The organism is Mycobacterium sp., assembly GCF_039583805.1.
Lineage (GTDB): Bacteria > Actinomycetota > Actinomycetes > Mycobacteriales > Mycobacteriaceae > Mycobacterium.
In genome coordinates this window covers 1-24,296 of the sequence record NZ_JAVKSH010000051.1, presented here as the reverse complement: position 1 = coordinate 24,296, position 24,296 = coordinate 1, and the positions used below count along the sequence as shown (strand labels likewise).

Sequence of the window (24,296 nt, the reverse complement as noted above, 5' to 3'; positions counted from 1 at the left end):
AAACGGGCCTAGCCGCGCTGGGGTGCCCTGAACTTCCACGAACACCGCACCGGCTTTGTTGCCGACGAATCCAGCCAGCCCCAGTTAGCGGCGACGCGGTGGACGAACGGGCGAAAACCCACCCCGTGCACCACACCGGTGACCCTGAATCGCTGCCGCACGGCGCACCTGATCCGCCGCGTCGGCCGGTTCGCACGGCACGCGTCGCGACCACGACGTTCCGTCCGTGATGGCTCTCCTCGACGGTATTCGTCGTGGGCGCCCGCACCCGGCCGAAAATTTTCTTTATTCGGAAATCATGGACTCCTGATACCACTCTCAGCTACTGTCGTACCGGACCTGTCATCGACGACATGTCAAAGGAGTGACGTATGCCGCGTGTTGCCCGCCCATGGATCACCCGCCCGTGGATCAACTGCCCCTACCTCACCGCCGGTGTCGCCCTCGCCGGGGCGGGTGCTCTCGCCGTCACCTCGGTGACGGCGCCGCTGCCCCAGCTGCCTCACGGCCAGTCCCCGGCGGTGCAGCTCACCGCGGGCGAGGAAGACCTCCTGTCGGCCTGGGTGGACCAGTTCAACGCCGCGTCCACGGGCGCTACGGAGATCGTCAACAACTTCGGTCTCGCCCCCGGTGTGGCGCTACAGCAGGCGGTGGTCAACCAGATCGGTTACCTGAACGAGTTGATCAACGCCCCGTCGACACTCTCCACCGTGATCCAAGACATCGGCAACAACCTGCAGACCGTGCTGTCGTCGCTTTTGCTGGTCGGCGCGAGCAACGCCACTGTGTCTATCGTGCAGGACCACACCCTCGATAGCGCCCACAGCACCGTCGCGAGCCTCCTTCCCGATTTCCTGCCCGACGCTGACAAGCCCGCGGCTGAGACGCTCATCCAGTTGCTGTCCTCACCGGCGAGCGCCTTGCTGACCGGCGCCCTGGGCCCGGTCATCAGTCCCGGGGTGTCGCTGATCGACAGCGCCGAGGCGATCGTGAGCGCTCTGTCGGGCGGTGATCTGTCGGCGGCGTTGCAGGCCCTATTCGCGACGCCGGCAGACTTCGTCGGCTCCTTCTTCAACGGCGCCACGCTCAACCTCGCCGCGCTGATCCCGCTCATAGAGCAAGCGGATATTTTGCCCAAGGGCGTCGACATCACCGGGCTCGACTACGCCTTCGGCGGGCTGCTCAGCTCCGGCAGCGTGTCGCAAAGCTACGATTTCTTCCCCTACGACAGCAAAGACGCCTTTTTAACAGTGCCCGCTGTCGGCGGCTCGATATTCAACGGCCTCGGCCTCGACACCAACGTGTTCTCTGCTCCGGGCCAGCCGGTCGGCCCGCTGTCGGCGCTGCAGGGCTTGTCGCAGACCATCGGGGCGTTGCTCGGCTCGGGCTGGAACGGCAGTCATGCCGTCCCGATTGCCCCGCTGTCCACGCTGACCTTCCCCACGCTCGGCGGCGACGATGGCCTCCTCTCGGCGTTGGTAACCCAGTTCAACGACGCGTCGGCGAACCTCTCAGCCCTCGTCGACAACTTCGGTCTGGGCCCCGGTGTGGGGCTGCAGCAGATTCTCGTCAACCAAGCCGGCTTCCTGGATACGCTGATCAACGACCCGTCGCAATTCCCTGGCGTGTTCGGAGACATCGGCAACAACCTGCAGACGGTGCTGTCGTCGTTGTTGCTGGTCGACGCGAGCAGCGACACCATACAAATAGTGCAGGACCACACCCTCGATGGTACCCACAGCGGCATCGCGAGCCTTCTTCCCGATTTCCTGCCGTCCGCCGACAAGGACACGGTTACGGCAGTCATCAATCTGCTGTCCTCACCGGCCGGCGGCCTGCTTGTCAGCGACCTGGGCCCGGTCATCAGCCCCGGCGTGTCGCTGATCAACAGCGCCGAGGCGATCGTGGCCGCTCTTCAGGCCGGTGACACCTCGACAGCGTTGCAGGCCCTGCTCGCGACACCGGCCGACTTCGTCGGCTCCTTCTTCAACGGCGCCACCCTCAACCTGGACTTCCTGCTGCCGCTGCTCTCCCAAGCCGATATTTTGCCTAAGGGTGACGAGATCACCGCGCTTAGTTACGCCTTCGGCGGGCTGCTCAGCTCCGGCAGCGTGTCGCAAAACTACGAGTTCTTCCCCGACGACAGCAAAGACGCCTTTTTAACAGTGCCCGCTGTCGGTGGCTCGATACTCAACAGCCTAGGCTTCGACGGCCACTTTCTTTTTGACGGATTTCCGATCACGCTCAATGTTCCGGGCGAACCGGTCGGCCCGATCGCGGCGCTGCAGGGCTTCTCGCAGATCGTCGGGGTGCTGCTCGGCTCCGACTGGGACGCCAAGGGAGAAGCGGTTGCCCCTCTGGCCAAGCTGACGTTCCCCACTATCACCGACTCGGGCAGCGCTGCCGCCGTGTCCACCGACTTGCTGAACGCACTCAACGTCGACGACCTCGGCACTGCCGACACGCTGACGGCCCTACTCAGCGGCGGCATGGGTGATCTGGCGGCCCTTCCCGACCAGGTCCTCAACAGCCTGCTCGGCCTGTTCTGAGTCCCACACCGGCCGGCGCAGCAGGTGATGACCCCGGCGACGAGATGGGACAGCACATCATCACGCGCACCCTGGTGGAGCTGCTGCAGCAGCGAACCGAACGTCATCCGGACAAGGTAGCGTTCAGCTTCTCCTACCACGGCGACGGAGAAAACACCAGCCAGCTGACTTACCGCGAACTGGATATCCAGGCCCAAGCGATCGCGTCGAGGCTGCAACAGCTGGGCGCCGCGGGCGAGCGTGTGCTGGTGTTGTGCCGCCCGGGCCTGGACTGTATCGCCGGCTTCTTCGGGTGCGTCTACGCCGGCGCCGTCGCGGTGCCGGTGCACGAGCGGCTGGCACCGCGGCTGCGGTCGGTCGTCCCCGATGCCCAAGCCGGCTTTGCGCTGGCCACCCCCGGAACACAACCCGCGGTGCGGGCCGCGGTCGACCTTCTCGCCGCGGGGCGGCCGTTGCAATGGTGTAGCACCGACGCGGCCGCCGACGACGGCAGAACGTGGGTGTCGCCGGCCGTCGGCCCGGACACCACGGCCCTGGTGCAATACACTTCAGGCTCCACCCGCTCCCCGAAGGGGGTGGTGCTCACCCACGGCAACCTGCTGCACAACCTGGCGGCCATCCACCAGGCGTGGCCCGGTGACGAGCACGCAACTGGTCTGTTCTGGCTGCCGCCGCATCACGACATGGGGCTCATCGGCGCCGTCCTCGAAATCCTTTACGTCGGAGCCACGTCCGTGCTGATGTCACCGACCGCCTTCATCACGCGCCCGATGCGGTGGCTGGAAGCCATCTCCCGCCATCACGCCACCGTCACCGTCGCGCCGAACTTCGCCTACGACAAGTGCGTCGAAACCAGCAGCCCGGACGAGCGCGCCGCACTCGACCTGTCCAGCCTGTCCACCGCCATGAACGGTGCCGAACCGGTGCGCGAGACCACCCTGCGCGCGTTCGCCGACGCGTTCGCCCCGGCCGGTTTCCGGCCGGAGGCGTTTCTTCCGGTGTACGGGCTGGCCGAGACCGCCCTGCTGGTGTCGGGCAGGTCGGACTCCGCGCTGCCGACGGTTGCCCACGTCGACCGCACCGCACTGGGTGAGGACCGCGTCGCCGACGCCGCGCCCGACGACGCCACCGCGGCCACATTGGTGGGTTGCGGTCGGCCCCGCGGCGGCCAGCGAGTCGTCATCGTCGACCCGGAGACCCGGGTGCCCCGCGGACCCGACGAGGTCGGCGAGATCTGGATCGCCGGGCCCAGCGTGGCCCAGGGCTATTGGGGACGACCCGAGGAGACCGAACATACCTTCTCGGTGTTTTTGGCGGACACCGGCTCAGACCAGTTCCGCGGCCCATTCCTGCGCACCGGCGACCTGGGGTTCCTGCGCTCCGGTGAGCTGTTCGTCACCGGACGCTGCAACGGCCTCGTCGTCATCGACGGCCACAACTACTATCCCAACGACATCGAGACCACCGTGCAGGACTGCCATCCGGCATTCCTGTCGGGCCGTGGTGCGGTCTTCGCGGTGACACCGCAACCGGGCGCCGTCGAACAGCTCGTCGTCGTCCAGGAGATGGACCGCGATCGAATCGGTGAAGCCGAACTCATCGAGATGGCGACCGCAATCCAGACCGCGGTCACCGAACACCACGGGATCGCGGCGCATTCGGTGATCCTGGTGGAGCCGATGCGGATTCCTACCACATCGAGCGGCAAGATCCAGCGCGACCAGTGTCGCCAGCAGTTCCTCGACCGCAAGCTCGAGACGCTGGCCGAGTGGCACGCGCCGGTCCAGCCCGACGACGCCAGGGCCAAGAAGTTGGCGGGGGTGATCAAAGTCGCCGGTCTGCTCAAATTCGCGTCGGCTCTGCAGCAGCGGGGCTCCGGCCAACCCTGACGGGTGTTAGTTAGCTCAAGCGGCGAAGCCGCGAATCCTGAGTCAGGTGTTGTTCGATGAGTGTTCGAATCGAATCCTTTTGACTTCCGGGTCGGGTGCTGCGGGCTGTTCGGGCGGGCAGGCGGGCGCGTGGGGTGAGGTCGGTGAAGACGTGCCGGTAGGCGGTGGCGGTCTTGCGCAGCGCTGGTGGGTCGGCGCCGCGGTCGGTGGCCTCGGCCGCGGCGGTGCGCAGCAGGTGGTCGTGGGCGTGGGTGAACAGCAGCGCGGCGCGGTAGCCGAGGTCGGTGGGCTGGTAGCCGCACCTGCCCGGGATGCGGTCGATGAGGCCGTGTTGACGCAGTCGCCGTAGGCCGTAGCTGATCGCTGCGGGTTTGATGTCGCCGGCGGATCGGCCGAGCTGGGTGCGCAGGTCACGGTTGGTGAAGCCGTGAACGATGAACCGGAACATCAGCAGGGCGTGCAGCAGGGCGTGAACGCGGGGGTCGCCGAATCGCAGCGCCGGGGTGCGGGCGCCGTCATCGGCGACGATGGGTTGGGTGATCGAGGCGAAGACTTCGGCGCCCGCGATGGGGTCGTGGCTGATGCGTTGGACGTCGAGCAGACGCCGGGCGGCGGCGAAGCCGTGCTGCCGCAGGTCGGGCAGAGCTGACAGCTGTTTGGGCAGGCCGAAGTCCCGGGGATTGTTGACGGTGATCTCGGTGCGGATCGCTCTCCCTTCCTTGTGGTCTTGCTTTCCTCTGCTGGATTTGTAGTCCAACTGCGGGCTGGCGGTGACGCCTTCGGTGAACACCCGGGTGCGGAACCGGCCAGGGGTCTTGTGTGTGCGTCCGCGCGGGATTTGACCTGCGAAGATCAGCCCGAACTTGTCCCGGCGGCCCACGTCGAGGTTGTCGGCGATGACCTGCTCCAGGAAGATCCGCCCCGACACCGGCTTGTCCAGCATGTGGGTCACGGAGAACTCGGTCTGATCGAGGGCGAGCGGGTAGTAGTAGCCGCCGAGGTTCTCGGCTTCCTCGGTGAACGGCTGCGGCAGCCGCTGCTGTCATTGGATCAGCAGCGCCTCGATGTGTGCGCCGCCGCAGCTCTCGCAGATCGCCTGCAACCCGGCGACGTCGCCGCAGTCGGCGAACCCGTTGTCCAGCGGGGTGAACCCGATGCCCGCCTTGCTCGCCTGTCGCTGTGCCCAATGGTTGCCGTTGACGATCCGCTGGGCATTGAACGGGAAGTAGGTGCATACCTGCAGCAGGAACGGGCCGAAGTCATCATCGAAGCAGTACCAGTAGATGTGGTTGACCAGCTTGCTGGGCTTGGTCGACCAGGCGTAGGTGGCGCCGGTGAGTGGGTTGCGTCGCCGGGTCGAGGTCCACACCGTGGCCCGCTCCTGGGCGATGCCCACGTACGACACGCCCTCGCTGCCATCGTGGCCGGCCAGATACTTCTGGGTCACCTCATCCTTGCGTTGCCCGCTGTCGAAGCGTTCCCGCGCCAGTCGGGGGGAATCGACGCAATGACCGACCTCGGCCGCATAGTTCTGTGTCATCGGCGCCGCCAACGCCGTCGAGGCGAACTTCCAGCCGCGGCGGCGGACAAAGAAGATCCACCCTTTTCACAACCTCGCATACGGATTGACCCCCACTGACATCAACCCGTTGGTTGCTGATGTCCTCACGTTTCAGGCGTCGCCGCTGAGCGGGGTGCTGATTGGCCTGGTTGGCCCGTTCGTCAGTCCGTTGGTGGAGCTGAACAACAGTCCTCGGCGAGGCGGCCAGCGCGCTCGCTGACGGCAGCGTGAGCAACGCGGGGTTTACCTGGCCGAGACCCCGTTCAAACTCGTCGAAAGTGTCTTCAACGGGGCGACCCTGAACCTCGACCCACTGATTCCGCTGGTGGACCAATTGGGCATCATTCCCGAAGAATTCGAGGGAGCTCCCACCACCCTGACCGGATTCGACATCACCTTCGGGGGCTGCTCAGCACGGGTTCGACCCAGATGGGCGCGACGAACAGCGACACTTCCGGAGGCATCGGCGGCTCGATCTTCAACGCCCTCACCCTCAACCTGAATCTCGACATCAGCGGTACAGAGACCCCACTCGACATCCCAGGCCAGGGTGTCGGGCCGCTGGGGGCGCTGACCAGCTGGACGCAGCTGCTCGCGACGCTGATCGGCTGGGACGGCACGGGTAACCCGCTGGATGTCCTGTTGACCGACAGCAGCGCGATGACGGCGGGTGCCACCGCCGACATGTCGACTCTGGCCGGCGACCTGACGAGCATGTTCTAGGCCCGCCGGCCGGCAACACCACCGCTGGCGCCCCCGGTATCGGGGCCCCAGAGCCGTCGGCCACGCCGTCGCTGGATACGCAGCGCCCGGCGACAACCACGGGCCGCCGCGGCGACCCGGCGGCGGTCGTAGACAGTTCCCCACGCCGTCGCACCACCGTCGCGCCGCGGCTCAGCGGCGCAGATCCGGGATATCGGCGACCTCGACGAGCAGGGCTGTACCCGGGACGCCCCGATCATCCGCAGCGCCGTCGACTTGCGCTGCGACACCGTAGGGACGAAGGACCTCAACGACGGTCACGTGATCGAGGGGTGTGGCTGGCGACCCCGTTCAGCCAGCTCCCCGAGGGCGACTGTCCGCAGGCTTTCAGCACCAGCTCACGCACCCGCACCGCTGGACGCCCTGCTCCTCAGCGGCAGCAGCGGCTCGGCCGCCGCGCTGTCCGGCGGCGCCGAGGCGCTCACCCAACTCCTCGGCGACGTGTCGTCGGCGGTCAACGTGGTCCCCGCGGACCTGTCGGCCCTGGTGGCCGACCTGATCGCGACCCTGTAAACCCCGCGAGCCTGCCGGGTGGGCAGACGAGATCCGCGAACCGGCCCCGGTAACCCCGGGGGCCGTTCGCAGCAGAGTTCAGCCTGGCGTCGCGCGGCCGAGCGGCCACGCTGCATCGTGGACCTGGTTCTTAAAAAATCTCCGCAGATATGCTGGCGCCTTAGCCCCTTCTCAGTTATCGTACACATCGGTAAGCGAGCGACCACGAAGGAGATGCTCGTGCCGTTTACAAGTCCCCGTCACAGGGCCACCACGAGACGGGCCACCACTGGGGTTGTCCTCGCTGCCCTCGCTGCCGTCGGAGTCATCGCGGCCGGTGTCATCGCGATCAGCCCGATCCCGCCGCCCACACCCGGCCGCCCCGACGTCGACGTCGCGGCCGTCGAGCTCAGCGCCGCCGCCAACACCGATGTGTTCTTCAGCCCGGCGTTCCCGGCGCTGCAGCAGACCGTCGTCACCCCGTTCGACTATGTCGGGGAGTTGCTGACCAACCCCGGGATGATCGGCGACGTCGCGGCGCAGGTCGAATCCCCCGCGCAGTATGTGTTCGCGCCGGCCCCGCTGATCGGCCCGCCCTCCGGAGAGGCCGCGAAGATCGCCGCGACCGGCCTTCCCGGCGACAACGTCAAACTCGTGTCGGGACTCGGTGCCGGCAGCGTCCCGGCGGATCTTCAGATGATGACCGCCTTCGCGGCGTCGCCGGCGAGCGGCGTTTTGATGGGCGCGCTGGGGCCCTTCATCAGCCCCGTCGTGGCGCTGGGCAACAGTATCGACGCCGTCGCCGGCGCGCTCGGCGCCGGCGACTACGCGGCAGCGGCCCACGACGTCGCGACCGCCCCCGCCGACGTGGGCTCCAGCGTCCTCAACGGAGCCACCCTCAACCTCGACGGGTTGATCCCGCTGCTCACAGCGGAGGGTGCGATTCCGCAGGGCGACACCCTGACCTCGCTCGACATCACCTTCGGCGGGCTGCTCACCCCCGCGGTCAACGGCGCGACGTCACAGCCCGTCGACGGCGCGGGTGGCTCGATCCTCGACGCCATCAGCTACACCGCGATGACCAGCAACGGGCCCGAAACGGTCACCGGCTATGCCGTCGGACCGGTCGGAGCGCTGCCGGACTGGACGCATCTCCTCGACTGGATCATCGGCCTGGAAAACTCGGCTCACTCGCTGGATGCCGTGTCGGCCGCCACCATCGTGGCGTCGGCTGCCGCGGACATCTCTGCGTTGCCGACTCCGTAAGTCCGGGGCCAGCACCGACCCTGCCGGTCGGTGGCATCGCAGGCAGAATCTGCTGGCGCGCTGCTCGCGCGACGTGCCGCTCAGCCGTCGGCGCCCAGCCTGCGGACCTGAGACAACCCGCGGCGGCAGGCCGTTGCGACAAGGAGAACCATCCACGCAGCCCGTCGCCGCCCTTCAGCGGATGCCCGCAGGTGTCGCACTCGCCGGCGCCGGCCTCATCGCCGTCACCCAGGCAGCGCCGCCCGCACAACCCCACGTCGACGTCTCGGCGATCGAGCTCACCGCCGCCGACGCCACGGACTGCATCGCCCCGGTCTTCCCGACGCTGCAGCAGATCATCGTCAACCAGGCCGGCTACGTCACGGGGCTGATGGACGGCACCCTGAGCATCGGGCAGGTGCTGAATGACATCGGCACCAACACGGCGTCGCTCGGCGACGGTACCGTGCTGTTCGGGGCGCCCAGCGAGGTTGCCAGCCACATCTTGGCGACCACCCTCGACAGTGACCACATGTTCGGTTATTCGCTCTTGCCAACCGACATCAGTCCGCTGACCAGCGATCTCGTCACCTTCTCGGCGTCACCGCTGAGCGGTGTCCTGGTCGGCCTGCTGGGCCCGTTCATCAGCCCCTTCGTCTCGGTGAACAACAGCATCGGCGAGGCGCTCGCCGCTCTCTCCGGGCCCACGTCGTCAGACACCTTCGTCGATCTGGCCGGCGCGCCGTTCAACGCCCAGACCCTCGACCTGAACGAGGAGTTCCAGGTTCAGACGCCCGCTCACACGCACCTTTGTCATCGAACCGCCCACGTCAGCCTACGAACCAGATCGCGGATTTCGCCTGCGGCCTCGTGCGCAACGGATTACAATTTGTCACGTGGGGACACTTACAATCCGCACTGATCCTGAAGTCGAGCTGGCCTTGGCAGCGCTGACCAGCGAGGGACAGTCGCGTTCTGAGGCGGCTCGCCAGGCCATCCTGGACGCCGAACGTGCACGCCGCCGGGCACGGCTGCGCGCCGAAGCCGAGCAACTGCGTAATGACCCCGAAGACGCCGCCGCCTCCCGCGAACTCGCGGCCGAGATGGACGCTATCCGTGCGTGGTGACGTGTATCGGCTGAAGGCACCCAAGGATGCCCGTGGTCACGAGCAGTCGGGGGCCCGGTACGCCGTCGTGGTGCAGTCCGACGATCTCCCGCTGTCCACGTGGATCATCGCACCCACGTCGACCGGCCGGCGCGCAGCCTCGTTTCGACCGGAAATCGAGATCAGCGGGGTCAACACCCGCGTGCTCGTCGAGCAGCTCACTGTTATCGATCCGCAGCAGCGCCTCGGAGATTTCGTCGGCCGGCTCAGTACCGGTGACATGCGATCACTCGACGCCGCCCTGCGCGCGGTGCTGGCCCTCGACTGACGACTGCGTGTGAATCAGTGCTACACTGAATCACTGTGACGACGAAAAACATCACCCTCTCGATGCCCGAGGAGTTGGTGCGCCGGGCCAAAGTGCTGGCGGCGCAACGGGATATGTCCGTATCGAGTCTGGTTGCGCGGCTGCTCGAGCAACTCGTCGGCGAGGTGCGCGATTACGACGAGGCGTGGGAGATCGAGCGTCGGAAGATGAACGCAGGTATCGGCCTGGAGCTCGGATCGATCACCTGGTCCCGCGACGAGGTTCACGAACGCTGAGCATGGAGTTCGTCGACACCAACATCCTGCTCTATGCATATGTCGCGACCGGTGACAAGCACGACGCGGCCAGTGCGCTCGTCGATCGCCTGTGGCGTGAACGCCGCGGCGCAATCAGCGTTCAGGTTCTGCAGGAGTTCTACGTCAACGCGACACGCAAGGCCGCGAAGACGGCCGATCCCGAAATCGCCGTCGACACCCTCAAGAACCTGGTGCGATGGCGCGTCCACTCGCCGCTGCCCGACGATGTCATCGCCGCAGCGGCCCTGTCGAGTCGTCACCGGCTTTCGTTTTGGGATGCCATGATTGTGCGCAGTGCCGTCGAATTACGTTGCGACATTTTGTGGACCGAGGATTTGAACGACGGCCAGGTCATCGAGGGGGTACGGCTGGCCAGTCCGTTCACCTCGGCGGGTTAACAGCAGGCTTTCAGCACCAGCTCGCGTACCCTCGCGGCGTCGGCCTGACCTTTGGTGGCCTTCATCACCGCCCCCACGATGGCGCCCGCCGCCTGTATTTTTCCGCCCCGAATCTTTTCTGCCACATCGGGATTCGCGGCCAACGCCTCGTCGACGGCGGCCTGGATCAACGAGTCGTCGCGCACCAGCGCCAGCCCGCGCTCGGTCATCACCTGCTCGGGGTCGCCTTCGCCGGCCAGCACGCCCTCGACGACCTGGCGGGCCAGCTTCACCGACAGCCTGCCCGCGTCGACCAGCGCCACCACCGCGGCCACCTGCGCGGGCGTGATGGGCAACGCATCGAGTTCCACGCCGGCTTCGTTGGCCTTCTGCACCAGGAAGTTTCCCCACCAGGCCCGGGCGGCCTCGCTGGAGGCGCCGTGCTCGACGGTGGCCGCCACCAGCTCGACCGCGCCGGAGTTCACCAGGTCGCGCATCACCTCGTCGGACACACCCCAGTCTTGCTGAATCCGCTTGCGCCGCAACCACGGATACTCGAGAATGGTTTCCCGCAGCTTGTCGACCAGCTCGCGGCTCGGCGCGACGGGCTCCAAGTCGGGTTCGGGGAAATACCGGTAGTCTTCCGCGGTCTCCTTGGTGCGTCCCGGGCTGGTGTAGCCGTCCTCGTGAAAGTGCCTGGTCTCCTGGGTGACCCGGCCGCCCGTCACCAACACCGCTCCCTGGCGGCGCATTTCGTAGCGCACCGCGACCTCGACGCTTTTCAGCGAGTTGACGTTCTTGGTCTCGGTCCGGGTGCCGAACTCGGGCGCGCCGACGGGCTTCAGCGATACGTTCGCGTCGCAGCGCATCGAGCCCTGATCCATCCGGACGTCGGAAATACCTAACTCCCGCAACAGGTCTCGCAACGCCGTCACATAGGCGCGGGCGATCTGCGGGGCGCGGGCACCGGCTCCCTCGATGGGCTCGGTGACGATCTCGATCAGCGGCACACCCGCACGGTTGTAGTCGATCAGCGACGTCGTGGCGCCGTGGATACGGCCGGCCTCGCCGCCCAGGTGCGTCAGCTTGCCGGTGTCCTCCTCCATGTGCGCGCGCTCGATACCCACCCGAAACGTGCTGCCGTCCTCCAGCGGGACGTCGAGGTGCCCGTTCACCGCGATCGGCTCGTCGTACTGCGAAATCTGGTAATTCTTCGGCATGTCCGGATAGAAGTAGTTCTTGCGGGCAAACCGGCACCAGTCCACGATCTCGCAGTTCAGCGCCAGCCCGATGCGGATCGCCGACTCGACCGCCGCGGCGTTGAGCACCGGCAGCGACCCCGGCAGGCCCAGGCACACCGGGCACACCTGGGTGTTGGGCTGCGCGCCGAACGTGGTGGCGCAGCCGCAGAACATCTTGGTGGCCGTCGACAATTCGACGTGCACCTCCAAACCGAGCACCGGCTCGAAGCGGGCGATGACGTCGTCGTAGTCGAGCAGCTCGGCGGGCGCCGGGGTCATGGCGTCGAGTGTAGGCGAGCCGGCTAGACCGGCCAGTCCTCCATCCGGTAGGCGGCGTCCCAGAACATCCACTCGTAGCGGGCCGCGGTGCGAAAGTGCCGGCGCATCAGGGCCAGCTGCTGGTTCGAGACCTGTGCGCCGACCCGGTCGGTGACCGCCAGCACCGCGTCGCACGCCTCGCGGAACTGCGCGCCGGCGTACATCTCGATCCACCGCCGATACAGCGGGTCCGGGGAGCCGCGTGCCCGCAGCCGCTCACCCACCCGGGCGTAGATCCAGTAGCACGGCAGCACGGCGGCCACCGCCTCGGCGTAGCACCCGCCGTGGCAGGTGGCCAGCAGGTAGCTGGCGTAGGCCTGGGTGGTCGGGGCCACCGGTGGTGACTCCGGGTCGCCGGCGCTGGGGCAAAGTTCGGCGAGCAACCCGGCGTGCAGCTGGCGCTCGGCGGTGATCGCCTGCCCGGCGTGTTCGGCGAACATCGCCGCGTCCGTCGCGTCGGGAGCTTTGGCCGCGCAGATGTCCAGGGCCCGCGCGTAGCCGCGCAGATAGTGCACGTCCTGCCCGACGTAGTAGCCAAACCTGTTGCGGCTCAACGAGCCATCGGCGAGCCCGGTGACGAACGGGTGCGCGCAGATCCGTCGGTAGATGTCCGCGGCGTCGGCCCAGAGCACATCACGGGTGCGGTCGGCCATAACCTGAGGCTAACCGTCGCCCGGGGCACCGGTCAGACACATGCCGTCGACGTCGTCCATACTGCCAAGCCCGGGGAAACACCTGGTCGACCTGGATGAGCAGGCGCTCTCCGCGGCCCGCGCGGAACTCGCCACGACCTCGATCAAAGACACCGTCAACGAGGCGCTGCGGTGTGTCACGGCCGATCGCGACGCTGCGGTGAGCACGCGGCTCGACGTGCTCGCGGCGGCCGAACTCGACGCACGAGAGGCCGCGCGGCGCTCGGCCTGACCGGGTTGCACTACGACGCGGATTTCGATCTCATCGCCTCGGTGACCGGTCAGTCGTGCCGGGTGGGCGCCCGCCCACCCGGGCGTAGATCCGGCAGCACGGCGGCAGGGCGGCCACCGGCGGTGACTCCGTGTCGCCGGCGCCGGGGCAAAGTTCGGCGAGCCCCGTAGCGAACGGGTGCGCGCAGATCCGTCGGTAGATGTCCGCGGCGAGGCCAACCATGCACCCACCGCCATTCAGGGCAGCAGATCCAACGGCGGCGCGGCGGCCAGCGCGGAAAGATCACCACTCAACGGGGCAAGCACCGAACCGAGATCGCCCGGTAGCGAAGCGGGAACCAACGTCGCCAACAGCGATTGGTTGACCTGCAACAGCGAATCCCACAGCGGCGCCGACTCGTTCAACGATGTGTAGCCGCCCGCGTTCATGACGGAGACCGCGAGGTCGTCGCGCGCGTTGAGGATGCCTGCGGTGATGCTGGTGGTCGGGTCGGTGAATGTGTCGCCGACAACCGTCCCCAGCCCTTGGACACCGGCGGCCAGCGCGGACGGCACCTGCGGCAGCGCACCGGACGTGATATCGGCGTGCACCGCCTGCACGGTGAGCCGAACGTCGTCCAGAAGCTCGAGCACCGACAAAATTGCCGGCAGCTCAACGTCTTTGATGGCCAGCGGGACATTGTCCACGAGGGCGGTGAGGCTGCCGGCAGGATTGGTCAGCACGTCCCGGGCCAGGGTGAGCAGGTCCGGGCTCAGCGCCGGAGTGAGCCGGTCCAGCACCGAGGGCACGTCTTGTTGAGCACCGAAAATCTCGTCGAACTGTGCGGTGCCCACCGCGTTTCTGACCTGGTCGTACAACAGGTTGACCCCCACCCAGGCGAGGTTGGTGTTCTGGTCGTGGGCGTAGTCGTAGTCGAACAAGCGCTCCTGGAAATCGGCGGCGTACTGGGCGGCCGTGACGGTGGGAGTGTCAGCGGGGAGGTCCTTGGCGACGTCAGCGATCGGCACGACCTCGGCCGTCACCGAATCGGTCGGGATGGAACCGGTGATGCCCTGCCATCGCAGCACCACGTCTCCGCTGGACAGACCTGAATCGTCGATCCAGTTCGCGACGCCCGGGTCTTGGCTGCTGATGACGTAATAGGTGAAACCGCTCGGATCGTGGAACGCTTGGGTGTCGTTGAGGCTGCCCTGCACGGTCGCATACGGCGCGGTCTGGGCGAAGTCGTTGCCGATCATGATGCTGGAATACGCCGACTGGATGTCCGGCGCCTTGACGATCAGCGCCTGGCCCGGCTCCAGCGAGAAGTGACCCAAACTGCTTTGCTGGCCGGCCAGTAGCGGGCCGTCATGATACTTGAAGGTCTCGGCTATCGGGGTGAACGTGTTGTCCGCGATGGTGCCCAGGCTGTTCTGGGTCCCGAAGTAGGTACCGGACGCGTTCTCAGTCGTGATGGAGGCCGCGAGCGTGCTGAGAATCGAAGAAATCTGGCTGTCCGAGAGCGTCGGGCTGGACGTCGTGGCAGAAACTCCCAATTCCTGAACAGAGATATTGTCGTGTGGCAGCGCCCAATTGCCGAGGGTGTCGCGCACGATCACCTTGTCGGCACCGGCGGTGTCCACCCAGTTGGCTGAATTACCTGACGGCTCAGTGGAACTGAGGATGATGGAGTAGGTGCCGTCGGCGTTGGGCGTGGCATGCGACAGATCGAGCCCGCCGGCGAGATTGGTGTAATCGGTGGTGACGCCGTTGCCGGATTCTGGTGCGAAACTCAAGTCCTGAGTGCCCGGCCCGGGGTCGACCGTGACGACATAGGTCGCGGCCGAGTCGATGGTCAGCGGACTGTACTGGTCGTCCGGGTTCGGCATCACCAGAAACTCTTGCGGGTCAGCGGCGGGCGCCTCCCACAAGTACGGGGCGTACTGGACGGTGACGTCGTGAGAATCGCCGGCGCTCGTCTGACCGAGCAGTGTGCCGAACATCGTCAGGGCCAGATTCTGCGTGTACTGGTGCACCATCGACAGCTCGGATGCCGCAATGAACGAGTAGCCGCTGTCGGTGGCGTCGACCTGCTGTTCGGCCTGGACAAGCTGGTCGACGACCGGTTGCAGCAAACCCGGCGGGTCGGCATCGGCGACCGCGTGGGCGGCCGTCATCACCATCGCCAGCCCGCCGGCCGCCAGGGTCGTGGCGACGCCGGCCGCCCGCACCACCCGGCTCGAGCCACCGGCGTGCCGGTCGGCGGTCGACCCCGGCGGCGCGCCGATTCGCGTCATGACAACCTTCTGCACTACCTTCCGCCGGCGCTACCCGAAGAACGCCGCCGCGTCGTCGTAACGGCTCTGCGGCACCAGCTTGAGCTGGCGCACCGCGTCGGCCAGCGGCACCCGGCCGATGTCCTGGCCGCGCAGCGACACCATGATCCCGTACTCGCCGGCGTGCGCGGCATCGGCGGCGTTCACCCCGAAACGGGTGGCCAGCACCCGGTCGTAGGCGGTCGGCGTGCCGCCGCGCTGCACGTGGCCCAGCACCGTGACCCGCACGTCCTTGTTGATCCGTTTTTCCAGCTCCACCGCCAGCTGTGCGGCCACGCCGGTGAAACGTTCGTGACCGAACTCGTCCATGCCGCCTTCGCTCAACGACATCGAGCCCGCCGCCGGTTTGGCGCCCTCGGCCACCACACAGATGAAGTGCGAGTCGCCGCGCTGGAAACGCCGCTTGACCAGCCGGCAGACCTCCTCGATGTCGAAGGGCTGTTCGGGAATCAGCATCATGTGGGCGCCGGACGCCAGCCCGGCGTTCAGCGCGATCCAGCCGGCGTGCCGGCCCATCACCTCCACCAGCATCACCCGCTGATGCGATTCGGCGGTGCTGTGCAACCGGTCGATGGCGTCGGTGGCCACCATCACCGCGGTGTCGTGGCCGAAAGTCACGTCCGTGCAGTCGATGTCGTTGTCGATGGTCTTGGGCACACCGACGACGGGAACATTCTCCTGCGACAGCCAGTGCGCGGCGGTCAACGTGCCCTCGCCGCCGATCGGGATGAGCACGTCGATGCCGTTGTCGTCGAGGGTCTGCATGATCTGCGGCAGGCCGGCCCGCAGCTTGTCCGGATGCACCCGGGCGGTGCCGAGCATCGTCCCGCCCTTGGCCAGCAGCCGGTCGTTGCGGTCGTCGTTGGCCAGCTGAATGCGCCGGTTCTCCAGCAGGCCGCGCCACCCGTCTGAAAACCCGACCACCGACGAGCCGTAGCGGGCGTCACAGGTCCGCACCACCGCCCGGATCACCGCGTTGAGCCCCGGACAGTCGCCGCCGCCGGTGAGAACCCCGATCCGCATGGCCCTTATCTTGCCCCGTGGCGGCGCACGCCGCAGCCGGATGTCAGATCGCCGGCGGCAGCGGGCCGCGGGCGGCCTCGTAGGCGGCGCCCACCCGGTAGAGCCGGTCGTCGGCCAGCGCCGGCGCCATGATCTGCAACCCCACCGGCAGGCCGTCGTCGCGCGACACACCCGACGGCACCGACATGCCGCATTGGCCGGCCAGGTTCAGCGGCAGCGTGCACAAGTCGAACAGGTACATCGCCAGCGGGTCGTTCACCTTCTCCCCCAACCGGAACGCGGTGGTCGGCGTCGTCGGCGACACCAGCACGTCCACCGTCTGGTAGGCCCGGTCGAGGTCGCGGGCGATCAGGGTGCGCACCTTCTGCGCCTGGTTGTAGTAGGCGTCGTAGTAGCCCGCCGACAACGCATACGTGCCGATCATGATGCGGCGCTTGACTTCCGGCCCGAACCCGGCGGCGCGGGTCAGCGCCATCACCTCCTCGGCGCTGTGTGTGCCGTCGTCGCCGACCCGCAGCCCGTAGCGCATCGCGTCGAAGCGCGCCAGGTTGCTCGACACCTCCGACGGCAGGATCAGGTAGTAGGCGGCCAGCGCGTAATCCAAATGCGGACAATCGACTTCGCTCACCTGCGCGCCGAGAGTCGTCAGCTGCGTGACGGCGTCGTGAAACGACGCCAGCACGCCGGGCTGGTACCCCTCGCCGCGGTGCAGCTGGCGGACCACCCCGACCCGGATGCCGGACAGATCGCCGGCAGCGCCGGCCTTGGCGGCGCCGACCACGTCGGGCACCGCCGCGGGCAGCGAGGTCGAGTCGCGGGCGTCGTGCCCGGCGATCACCTGGTGCAGCAGCGCGGTGTCCAGCACAGTGCGCGCGCAGGGACCGCCCTGGTCCAGCGACGACGCGCACGCCACCAGCCCGTAGCGGCTCACCGTGCCGTAGGTGGGTTTGACGCCCACGGTGGCGGTCAGCGCGGCGGGCTGGCGGATGGAGCCGCCGGTGTCGGTGCCGACGGCCAGCGGCGCCTGGAACGCCGCCAGCGCCGCCGCGCTGCCGCCGCCCGAGCCGCCCGGCACCCGTTCGACGTCCCACGGGTTGCGGGTGGGGCCGTAGGCCGAGTTCTCCGTCGACGAGCCCATGGCGAACTCGTCCATGTTGGTCTTGCCCAGGATCGGGATGCCGGCCGCACGCAGTTTCGCCGTCAGCGTCGCGTCGTACGGGGCCCGCCAGCCGTCCAGGATCTTCGACCCGCAGGTGGTGGGCATGTCGACGGTGGTGAACACGTCTTTGAGCGCCAGCGGCACGCCGGCCAGCGGCGACGCCGGCGGCTCGCCGTTCGCCCGGGCGTCGTCGACCGCCTTCGCCGCCGCCAGCGCGGTGTCGGCCGCGACGTGCAGAAACGCGTGGTAACGGTCGTCGGTGGCGGCGATCTGGTCCAGGCACGCGCGGGTGACCTCGACCGACGACAGCTCCCCGGCCGCGATCGTGGCGGCCAGCGTCGCCGCGTCCAGCCGGATGACGTCGTTCACTGGACCGGTCACTGGCCTTCCCCGAGGATCTGCGGGACGGCGAAGCGGCCGTCGTCGGCCTCGGGCGCCTGGTCGAGCGCCTGCTGCTGGGTCAGGCCGGGCGCGGGCTGGTCGGGGCGGGTGACGTTGACGTCGGTGAGCGGGTTGTCGGTGGCCTCGACGCCGGTGACGTCGACAGCCTGGACGGCGCTGACGTGGGCCAGGATGGCGTCCAGTTGGCCGGCGTAGCTGTCCAGCTCGTCGTCGGTCAGCGCCAGCCGGGCCAGCCGGGCCAGGTGGGCCACGTCGTCGCGGGAGATCTGGGACACGAGCGGAAAGCCTACCCAGCCCGCGCGACGACGCGACCGTGAAGCTAGCCGCACGCTCGTCGCCGAGCGTGAAGCTGGCTTCACGCTCGCCGACGATTCGGCCCGCTCGGCGGGCGCCGCGGGTCGCCGCCAATCGGCCCTGTGCCACAGTGATGCACGTGCCGTCGTACCTGCTGCGGATCCAGCTGGCCGACCAGCCGGGCAGCCTGGGATCGCTGGCCGTGGCGCTGGGCTCGGTGGGCGCCGACATCCTCTCGCTCGACGTGGTCGAACGCGGGTCCGGCTACGCGATCGACGACCTGGTGGTCGAGCTGCCGCCGGGAGCGATGCCGGACACGCTGCTCACCGCCGCCGAGGCGCTGCGCGGTGTGCGGGTGGACAGCGTCCGCCCGCACACCGGCCTGCTGGAGGCGAACCGCGAGCTGGAACTCATCGATCGCGTCGCCGCGGCCGCCGGCGAACAGGCCAAGCTGCAGGTTCTCGTCGACGAGGCGCCGCGGGTGCTGCGGGTGGGCTGGTGCACGGTGCTGCGCAATTCCGCGGCCGGGCCGCACCGCGTCGCCGGCAGCCCGGGAGCGCCGGAAACCCGGGCCGGCGCGACGCCGTGGCTGCCGCTGTCGCAGGCCGCGGCGCTGGACGACACCGCCGACTGGGTGCCGCAGCTGTGGCGCGACATGGACACCACCCTGGCCGCCGCACCGCTGGGCGACCCGCACACCGCGGTGGTCCTGGGCCGGCCCGGCGGGCCGGCGTTCCGGCCCTCAGAGGTCGCCCGGCTCGGCTATCTCGCCGGGATCGTCGCCACGCTGCTGCACTGACGCCGGCCCGCCGGCCAGCAACCGCCGGAAGCCGTCCTCGTCGAGAATCGGCACGCCCAGCTCGACGGCCTTGTCGTACTTCGACCCCGGTGCATCGCCGGCCACCACGTAATCGGTCTTCTTCGACACCGAGCCGGCGGCCTTGCCGCCGCGCGCGATGATCGCCTCCTTGGCCTCGTCGCGGGAGAACCCGGCCAGCGACCCGGTGACGACGACGGTCAGCCCCGCCAGGCTGCGCGGCACGCCGGTGTCACGCCGGTCGGCCATCCGCACGCCCGCCGCCCGCCACTTGTCGACGATGGCGCGGTGCCAGTCGACGCCGAACCATTCGCTGACCGCGTCCGCGATGGTCGGCCCGACGCCCTCGACCGCGGCCAGCCGCTCGGTGGACGCGTCGCGGATGGCGTCCAGGCTGCCGAACTCGGTGGCCAGCGCCCGGGCGGCGGTCGGGCCGACGTGGCGGATCGACAGCGCCACCAGCACCCGCCACAGCGGCTGGGCTTTGGCCGTGTCCAGGTTGGCCAGCAGCCGCTTACCGTTGGCCGACAACTCACCGGCCTTGGTGGTGAACAGCTCGGTGCGCAGCAGGTCCGCCTCGGTCAGGGTGAACAGGTCGCCCTCGTCGGCGATCACGCCGGCTTTCAGCAGCGCGACGGCGGCCTCGTAGCCCAGCCCCTCGATATCCAGCGCGCCGCGGCCGGCGACGTGGAACACCCGCTCCCGCAGCTGCGCCGGGCAGGACCGCGCGTTGGGGCAGCGGATGTCGGCGTCGCCCTCCTTGGCCGGCGCCAGCGGTGTGCCGCACTCGGGACACGTTGTGGGCATGACGAATTCGCGTTCGGTGCCGTCGCGCAGGTCGACTACGGGGCCCAGCACCTCGGGGATCACGTCGCCGGCCTTGCGGATCACCACGGTGTCGCCGATCAGCACGCCCTTGCGTCTGACCTCCGAGGCGTTGTGCAGCGTCGCCAGCCCGACCGTCGACCCGGCGACCTTCACCGGCGTCATGTAGGCGAACGGCGTGACCCGCCCGGTGCGGCCCACGTTGACCCGGATGTCGAGCAGCGTGGTCTGCGCCTCCTCCGGCGGGTACTTGTAGGCGATCGCCCAGCGCGGCGCCCGCGAGGTGGACCCGAGTCTGCGCTGCAGTGCGATGTCGTCGACTTTGACCACCACACCGTCGATTTCGTGCTCGACGTCGTGGCGGTGCTCCCCCCAGTAGCCGATGCGCTCGTGCACGCCGGCCACGCTGTCCACCCGTGTGGTGTGCGTGGAGACGGGCAGACCCCAGGCGTCGAGCGCCAGGTAGGCGTCGTGCAGGGTGGCCGGGCGGAACCCCTCGGTGTGACCCACGCCGTGGCAGATCATCCGCAGCCTGCGGCGGGCCGTCACCGCGGGATCCTTCTGGCGCAGCGACCCGGCGGCGCTGTTGCGCGGGTTGGCGAACGGCGTCTTGCCGTCGTCGACCAGCGCCGCGTTGAGCGCCGCGAAATCGGCCAGCCGGAAGAACACCTCACCGCGGACCTCGAGCACCTGCGGCAGCGGGTAGGCGTCGCTGGCTTCGAGGCGTTCCGGCACGTCCTCGATGGTGCGCGCGTTGAGCGTGACGTCCTCGCCGGTGCGGCCGTCGCCTCGGGTGGCGGCTCTGCTCAGCCGTCCGTCGCGGTACACCAAAGACAGCGCGACACCGTCGATCTTCAGCTCGCACAGGTAGTTCGGGTCGCTGCCGACCTCGGCACGGACCCGGGCCGCCCACGCGTCGAACTCCTCGGCGCTGAATGCGTTGTCCAGGCTGAGCATCGGCTCCAGATGCTCGGCCGCGGCGAAGTCGGTGGCGAAGCCGGCGCCGCCGACGAGCTGGGTGGGCGAATCCGGTGTGCGCAGCTCGGGATAGCGCTCTTCGAGGGATTGCAGCCGCCCCAGCAGCTCGTCGAACTGGGCGTCGGAGATGATCGGCGCGTCGCGCACGTAGTAGCGGAACTGGTGCTCACGCACGTCGTCGGCCAGGTCCCGCCACTGCCGGCGCACGTCGGGCGGAACCGGGTCGGCGTCGGATCTGCTCACTCCCGCAGGCTATCGGAGGGGGGCGACGACCAGGACTATGGTTGTAGATTTCGTGAATTCTCTTGCACATCTCGGTGCCGCGGCCGTATTCTGTGCGCAACGGGCCGAACGAGAAAGGGCTTGCGCATGACGATGGTTGACGCGCCGACCGCCATCCACATCGGCGCCGACGAGCTGCCGTTCGTCGACCTCGGTGACGGCTCCACGCTGAAGGTGATCCAGGTGGTGGCGGCCCAGGGCCTGTGGATCGTGGAGAACGTGTTCCGGGCCGACTACGAGGTGCAGCGCCACCGCCACACCGGCCCGGTGTACGCCTACACGACGTCGGGGGCGTGGAAGTACAAGGAGTACGACGACGTCAACCGCGCGGGTTCGTTCCTCTACGAACCGGCCGGATCGGTGCACACCCTGCAGGTCCTCGAGGACGACACCCACGTGTGGTTCCAGATTTACGGCGCGAACCTGAACCTGGACGCCGACGGCAACGTCGACAGCGTGACCGACGGGGCCAGCGCCCTGGCGGTGTACCTGCAGCGCTGCGCGGAAGCGGGCCTGCCCCGGCCGAACGTCATCGTCGGCTGAACCGTGACCAGCACCGTCGCCGGCCCGATCGACCTGGCCTGCCCCGACACCTTCGCCAGCGGCGTCCCGCACGCCGCGCTCGCCGAGTGGCGGCGCACCGATCCGGTGCACTGGCAGCCGATGGACGACGAGCCCGGGTTCTGGGCGGTACTGCGGCACGCCGACGTGGTTCGGGTGGCCCGCCACCCGGAGATCTTCTCCTCGGGTGCCGGCGGCGTCGTCGTCGAGAACATGTCGCCGGCGGTGCTGGCACGTACCCGCAACATGCTGCTGGGGATGGACCCGCCCCGCCACACCGTGCATCGCGGGCCGTTGTCGCTGCACTTCCGGCCGCGGGTGATCGCCCGCCTTCAGGCGCGGGTCCGCGACATCTGCCGGGCCATCATGGCCGAGATCCGCGACCGCGGCGAGGTGGAGTTCGTCCGGGAGGTCGCGGCACGGTTGCCGACGCAGGTGATCGGCGAGTATTTCGGCCTGCCGCAACAGGATTGGGCTTACCTGCAGCGGCTGGCGGAGCGCAATACGTCCAGCCAGGATCCCGACCTCGGCGCGCCGGGGGCCGCCGAGGCCACCGGCGGCACGGAGATGGCCTCGTATGCGGTCGAGTTCGCCGCCGACCGCCGCCGGCGCGCTCCCACCGACGACCTGGCCAGCGCGATCCTGCACATGGATTTCGGTGGAAAAACGATGAGCGACAACGAGTTCGGTGGTTTTTTCGTGCAGCTCGTCACGGCCGGGTACGACACCACCAAGGGGCTGCTCTCGTCGGGCCTGCTCACCCTGCTGCGCCACCCCGACCAGCTCGCGCAGCTGCGCGCCGACCCGTCGCTGCTGCCGGGCGCCGTCGAAGAAATCGCCCGCTACGACAATCCGCTGCACTACTTCCGGCGCACCGCGCTCGTCGACACCGACATCGCCGGGACCCGCATCGCCGCCGGCGACAAGGTCGCCATGTATTACACGTCGGCCAACCGGGACGAGGCGGTCTTCGGCGACCCGCAGGCCTTCGCCATCCACCGGCGCCCCAACCCGCATCTGTCGTTCGGTTTCGGCAGCCACTTCTGCCTGGGCGTGCACCTGGCCAGGCTCGAGGCCAGGGTGTTCTTCGAGGAGCTGCTCGCGGCGTTTCCCACCATCGAGCCGGCCGGCGAGCCGGTGCGGGTGCGCTCGAACCTCAACAACACACTCAAGCGCCTGCCCGTGCGGCTGACGGCCTGAACCGGCTGCTACCCCGTGGCGGGGCTGACGACGACGGTGACGTTGCCGGCGCCGCCGTCGGAGGAGACGACCAGCTCGGCGGCGTTGGCGGCCGAGACGACCTGCCCGCCGGTGACGCTGACCTGGTAGCCGTTCGGGTACTCGACGGTCGGCACCGAAATGGTGGTCTGCGAATCGGCGGGGAAGCTGCCCACGCCGTCGGCCCGCTCGGTGGAGTAGCTGAACGCGAAGACGTCGTTGGTGAACGACCAGGACCCCGGGGTGCCCGAAATCACCTGCGGATACGGCTCGGCCAGTGTCTCCAGCTTGGCGGTGTGGACATTGGCGCCGACCAGCGGGTCGGCGGGGTTGACCACCAGCGACCCCGAGGGCGATGTACCGGTGATCGCGGGTTCGCCGTTGTAGGCCCACTCCGTCCAGCTGTACAGGTGCTGGTTGGCGGCGTTCATCAGGTCGGTGATGGCGGTGAGGCCATTTGAGGACCCGAACTCGGTGATCACTGCCGGGATATCGTGCGACCCCGCGTACGCCGCGGCCTCGCCCGTCGTCACCGCGTCCCACAGCGGACAGAGGATGCCGTTTCCAAGGCTTACCACCTCGCAGTAGTCGTGAAACGCGAAGACGACGCCTGATTGGTCCACCGTGCCCAGGTGGGTGGGCACCGTGAAGTTGAAGAGACTGTTCGGTTCGTAAAGGATCGGTGTGGTGGGGTCGACGGCCCGGATCGCCGACGCCACCTGGTCGTAGAACGGCGTCAGCTGCTGGCTGTCGAAGATCGGGCTGCCGAGCAGGGTCGGCAGGAACTGTTCGCCCGGCCACGGCTCGTTCATGAGCTCGAAGCCGGCCACGTCCGGGTTGGCTTTGAAATAGTTCGCCACGTACTCCCACATCTGCGCGTAGTCGTTCTCCAGCCCGACCCCGTTGGGCGCGTCGGCGTTGGCCCAGAACGCGTCCCAGGCGTGGTTCTCCGCGGGATTGAGGACGTAGTCGGCCGGGAAACCGTCGTCGGGGTTGGGCTGCCCGCCGGTCTGCGTCGCCCACGCCGGCGCACCCTCACCGCCGAACGTGCCGCTATAGCCGTCCTGGTGCATGTCGAGGATGCTGACGATTCCGTGGTCACCCAGAATCTGCACGGTCTGGGCGATCGAGGCCAGGTACGCCTCGTTGAAGACGCCGGGCCGCGGCTCCACGGCGGCCCAGATGACGCCCACCCGCACCGCGTTGAAGCCGTGGGCCGCCAGCAACGCAGCGTCGGCGTTGCCGAACCCGCCGGCGGACGGCTCATACGGCGCCACCTTGACCACCTCGTTGAGCCCGTGCAGGATGACGACCTGCCCGGCGCTGTCGGTCAG

General features: G+C 68.4%; 25 protein-coding genes and 1 pseudogene. 14 read left to right on the top strand and 12 right to left on the bottom strand.

Annotation, left to right across the window (positions count from 1 at the left end; translation table 11 throughout):
• Window positions 1–173: pseudogene (locus ABDW21_RS08915) on the bottom strand (acylphosphatase); the annotation flags it as partial.
• Window positions 174–371: 198 nt separating this feature from the next.
• Here ABDW21_RS08915 and gjpA (ABDW21_RS08910) point away from each other — a divergent pair.
• Window positions 372–2,549 (top strand): outer membrane porin GjpA, encoded by a 2,178-nt coding sequence (gjpA, locus tag ABDW21_RS08910; protein ID WP_343598741.1) that lies wholly within the window; start codon window positions 372–374, stop codon window positions 2,547–2,549.
• A gap of 44 nt (window positions 2,550–2,593) precedes the next feature.
• A complete protein-coding gene (locus tag ABDW21_RS08905) occupies window positions 2,594–4,438 on the top strand; it encodes a fatty acyl-AMP ligase (protein WP_343598742.1) in 1,845 nt (614 codons plus the stop codon).
• Window positions 4,439–4,448: 10 nt separating this feature from the next.
• On the opposite strand, the gene ABDW21_RS08900 is transcribed toward ABDW21_RS08905, so the two are convergent.
• Complete coding sequence (locus ABDW21_RS08900; protein ID WP_343598743.1) at window positions 4,449–5,390, bottom strand: hypothetical protein; 942 nt, start codon at window positions 5,388–5,390, stop codon at window positions 4,449–4,451.
• 90 nt (window positions 5,391–5,480) lie between these two features.
• Window positions 5,481–5,978 (bottom strand): hypothetical protein, encoded by a 498-nt coding sequence (locus ABDW21_RS08895; RefSeq protein ID WP_343598744.1) that lies wholly within the window; start codon window positions 5,976–5,978, stop codon window positions 5,481–5,483.
• A 450-nt stretch (window positions 5,979–6,428) separates the two neighbouring features.
• On the opposite strand from ABDW21_RS08895, the gene ABDW21_RS08890 reads away from it, so the two are divergent.
• Window positions 6,429–6,722, top strand: coding sequence for a hypothetical protein (locus ABDW21_RS08890; protein WP_343598745.1), 294 nt, complete (start codon window positions 6,429–6,431; stop codon window positions 6,720–6,722).
• 171 nt (window positions 6,723–6,893) lie between these two features.
• Here ABDW21_RS08890 and ABDW21_RS08885 read toward each other — a convergent pair whose 3' ends face one another.
• A complete protein-coding gene (locus ABDW21_RS08885) occupies window positions 6,894–7,022 on the bottom strand; it encodes a hypothetical protein (RefSeq protein ID WP_343598746.1) in 129 nt (42 codons plus the stop codon).
• Here ABDW21_RS08885 and ABDW21_RS08880 point away from each other — a divergent pair, their 5' ends adjacent.
• From ABDW21_RS08880 to ABDW21_RS08850, 7 genes are all read left to right on the top strand, one after another.
• The gene (locus tag ABDW21_RS08880; RefSeq protein WP_343598747.1) at window positions 7,023–7,274 is read left to right on the top strand and encodes a hypothetical protein; all 252 of its coding nucleotides are present in this window, start codon (window positions 7,023–7,025) and stop codon (window positions 7,272–7,274) included. It begins immediately after the preceding gene.
• Window positions 7,275–7,493: 219 nt separating this feature from the next.
• Entirely contained in the window at window positions 7,494–8,519 is a 1,026-nt protein-coding gene (gene gjpA / locus ABDW21_RS08875; RefSeq protein WP_343598748.1) for an outer membrane porin GjpA, read from the top strand.
• 181 nt (window positions 8,520–8,700) lie between these two features.
• Window positions 8,701–9,420 carry a hypothetical protein gene (locus ABDW21_RS08870; RefSeq protein ID WP_343598749.1) on the top strand — a complete coding sequence of 240 codons (720 nt, stop codon included), beginning with the start codon at window positions 8,701–8,703 and terminating at the stop codon, window positions 9,418–9,420.
• A complete protein-coding gene (locus ABDW21_RS08865; RefSeq protein ID WP_343598750.1) occupies window positions 9,395–9,625 on the top strand; it encodes a hypothetical protein in 231 nt (76 codons plus the stop codon). The genes ABDW21_RS08870 and ABDW21_RS08865 overlap by 26 nt, the downstream gene beginning before the upstream one ends.
• On the top strand, window positions 9,615–9,932 hold the full coding sequence (locus ABDW21_RS08860) for a type II toxin-antitoxin system PemK/MazF family toxin (protein WP_343598752.1): 318 nt from the start codon (window positions 9,615–9,617) through the stop codon (window positions 9,930–9,932). Before ABDW21_RS08865 ends, ABDW21_RS08860 begins: the two co-directional genes overlap by 11 nt.
• 35 nt (window positions 9,933–9,967) lie before the next feature.
• On the top strand, window positions 9,968–10,207 hold the full coding sequence (locus tag ABDW21_RS08855) for a DUF6364 family protein (protein ID WP_343598754.1): 240 nt from the start codon (window positions 9,968–9,970) through the stop codon (window positions 10,205–10,207).
• A 2-nt stretch (window positions 10,208–10,209) separates the two neighbouring features.
• Complete coding sequence (locus ABDW21_RS08850) at window positions 10,210–10,626, top strand: PIN domain-containing protein (protein ID WP_343598756.1); 417 nt, start codon at window positions 10,210–10,212, stop codon at window positions 10,624–10,626.
• On the opposite strand, the gene gatB is transcribed toward ABDW21_RS08850, so the two are convergent.
• A complete protein-coding gene (gene gatB / locus ABDW21_RS08845; RefSeq protein WP_343598757.1) occupies window positions 10,623–12,125 on the bottom strand; it encodes an Asp-tRNA(Asn)/Glu-tRNA(Gln) amidotransferase subunit GatB in 1,503 nt (500 codons plus the stop codon). The genes ABDW21_RS08850 and gatB overlap by 4 nt on opposite strands.
• Before the next feature lie 23 nt (window positions 12,126–12,148).
• Window positions 12,149–12,817, bottom strand: a complete 669-nt coding sequence (tenA, locus tag ABDW21_RS08840; RefSeq protein ID WP_343598758.1) for a thiaminase II — start codon at window positions 12,815–12,817, stop codon at window positions 12,149–12,151.
• A 40-nt stretch (window positions 12,818–12,857) separates the two neighbouring features.
• Between tenA and ABDW21_RS08835 the strand changes: the two genes are divergently transcribed.
• Window positions 12,858–13,088: a hypothetical protein gene (locus ABDW21_RS08835; protein WP_343598759.1), complete on the top strand. Its 231-nt coding sequence runs from the start codon at window positions 12,858–12,860 to the stop codon at window positions 13,086–13,088.
• A gap of 236 nt (window positions 13,089–13,324) precedes the next feature.
• Here ABDW21_RS08835 and ABDW21_RS08830 read toward each other — a convergent pair whose 3' ends face one another.
• The 4 genes from ABDW21_RS08830 to gatC are packed head-to-tail and all read right to left on the bottom strand — an operon-like array spanning window position 13,325 to window position 18,262.
• Entirely contained in the window at window positions 13,325–15,364 is a 2,040-nt protein-coding gene (locus tag ABDW21_RS08830; RefSeq protein WP_343598760.1) for a hypothetical protein, read from the bottom strand.
• Window positions 15,365–15,394: 30 nt separating this feature from the next.
• Entirely contained in the window at window positions 15,395–16,426 is a 1,032-nt protein-coding gene (locus tag ABDW21_RS08825; protein ID WP_343598762.1) for an ATP-dependent 6-phosphofructokinase, read from the bottom strand.
• Between the two features lie 43 nt (window positions 16,427–16,469).
• A complete protein-coding gene (gene gatA / locus ABDW21_RS08820) occupies window positions 16,470–17,954 on the bottom strand; it encodes an Asp-tRNA(Asn)/Glu-tRNA(Gln) amidotransferase subunit GatA (RefSeq protein ID WP_343598920.1) in 1,485 nt (494 codons plus the stop codon).
• 8 nt (window positions 17,955–17,962) lie between these two features.
• On the bottom strand, window positions 17,963–18,262 hold the full coding sequence (gene gatC / locus ABDW21_RS08815; protein WP_343598764.1) for an Asp-tRNA(Asn)/Glu-tRNA(Gln) amidotransferase subunit GatC: 300 nt from the start codon (window positions 18,260–18,262) through the stop codon (window positions 17,963–17,965).
• 158 nt (window positions 18,263–18,420) lie between these two features.
• Here gatC and ABDW21_RS08810 point away from each other — a divergent pair, with 158 nt between their 5' ends.
• A complete protein-coding gene (locus ABDW21_RS08810; RefSeq protein ID WP_343598765.1) occupies window positions 18,421–19,080 on the top strand; it encodes an amino acid-binding protein in 660 nt (219 codons plus the stop codon).
• Here ABDW21_RS08810 and ligA read toward each other — a convergent pair.
• Window positions 19,024–21,144: an NAD-dependent DNA ligase LigA gene (gene ligA, locus ABDW21_RS08805; protein ID WP_343598766.1), complete on the bottom strand. Its 2,121-nt coding sequence runs from the start codon at window positions 21,142–21,144 to the stop codon at window positions 19,024–19,026. The two genes, ABDW21_RS08810 and ligA, sit on opposite strands and share 57 nt — an antisense overlap.
• A gap of 126 nt (window positions 21,145–21,270) precedes the next feature.
• Here ligA and ABDW21_RS08800 point away from each other — a divergent pair, with 126 nt between their 5' ends.
• Both ABDW21_RS08800 and ABDW21_RS08795 read left to right on the top strand, forming a co-directional pair.
• Window positions 21,271–21,726, top strand: a complete 456-nt coding sequence (locus ABDW21_RS08800; RefSeq protein WP_343598769.1) for a 2,4'-dihydroxyacetophenone dioxygenase family protein — start codon at window positions 21,271–21,273, stop codon at window positions 21,724–21,726.
• Between the two features lie 3 nt (window positions 21,727–21,729).
• Window positions 21,730–22,944 carry a cytochrome P450 gene (locus tag ABDW21_RS08795; RefSeq protein WP_343598771.1) on the top strand — a complete coding sequence of 405 codons (1,215 nt, stop codon included), beginning with the start codon at window positions 21,730–21,732 and terminating at the stop codon, window positions 22,942–22,944.
• A gap of 8 nt (window positions 22,945–22,952) precedes the next feature.
• Here ABDW21_RS08795 and ABDW21_RS08790 read toward each other — a convergent pair.
• Window positions 22,953–24,296 (bottom strand): cellulase family glycosylhydrolase (locus ABDW21_RS08790; RefSeq protein WP_343710325.1); only part of this gene is annotated, 1,344 nt, incomplete at its 5' end.

What these genes read in the sequence shown, in the direction of transcription:
- ABDW21_RS08830 (WP_343598760.1), bottom strand. Translation starts at nt 15,364, where the DNA reads ATGACGCGAATCGGCGCGCCGCCGGGGTCGACCGCCGACCGGCACGCC.
- gjpA (WP_343598741.1), top strand. Translation starts at nt 372, where the DNA reads ATGCCGCGTGTTGCCCGCCCATGGATCACCCGCCCGTGGATCAACTGC.
- ABDW21_RS08870 (WP_343598749.1), top strand. Translation starts at nt 8,701, where the DNA reads ATGCCCGCAGGTGTCGCACTCGCCGGCGCCGGCCTCATCGCCGTCACC.
- ABDW21_RS08895 (WP_343598744.1), bottom strand. Translation starts at nt 5,978, where the DNA reads ATGACACAGAACTATGCGGCCGAGGTCGGTCATTGCGTCGATTCCCCC.
- tenA (WP_343598758.1), bottom strand. Translation starts at nt 12,817, where the DNA reads ATGGCCGACCGCACCCGTGATGTGCTCTGGGCCGACGCCGCGGACATC.
- ABDW21_RS08905 (WP_343598742.1), top strand. Translation starts at nt 2,594, where the DNA reads ATGGGACAGCACATCATCACGCGCACCCTGGTGGAGCTGCTGCAGCAG.
- ABDW21_RS08890 (WP_343598745.1), top strand. Translation starts at nt 6,429, where the DNA reads ATGGGCGCGACGAACAGCGACACTTCCGGAGGCATCGGCGGCTCGATC.
- ABDW21_RS08825 (WP_343598762.1), bottom strand. Translation starts at nt 16,426, where the DNA reads ATGCGGATCGGGGTTCTCACCGGCGGCGGCGACTGTCCGGGGCTCAAC.
- gatB (WP_343598757.1), bottom strand. Translation starts at nt 12,125, where the DNA reads ATGACCCCGGCGCCCGCCGAGCTGCTCGACTACGACGACGTCATCGCC.
- ABDW21_RS08800 (WP_343598769.1), top strand. Translation starts at nt 21,271, where the DNA reads ATGACGATGGTTGACGCGCCGACCGCCATCCACATCGGCGCCGACGAG.
- ABDW21_RS08850 (WP_343598756.1), top strand. Translation starts at nt 10,210, where the DNA reads ATGGAGTTCGTCGACACCAACATCCTGCTCTATGCATATGTCGCGACC.
- ABDW21_RS08835 (WP_343598759.1), top strand. Translation starts at nt 12,858, where the DNA reads ATGCCGTCGACGTCGTCCATACTGCCAAGCCCGGGGAAACACCTGGTC.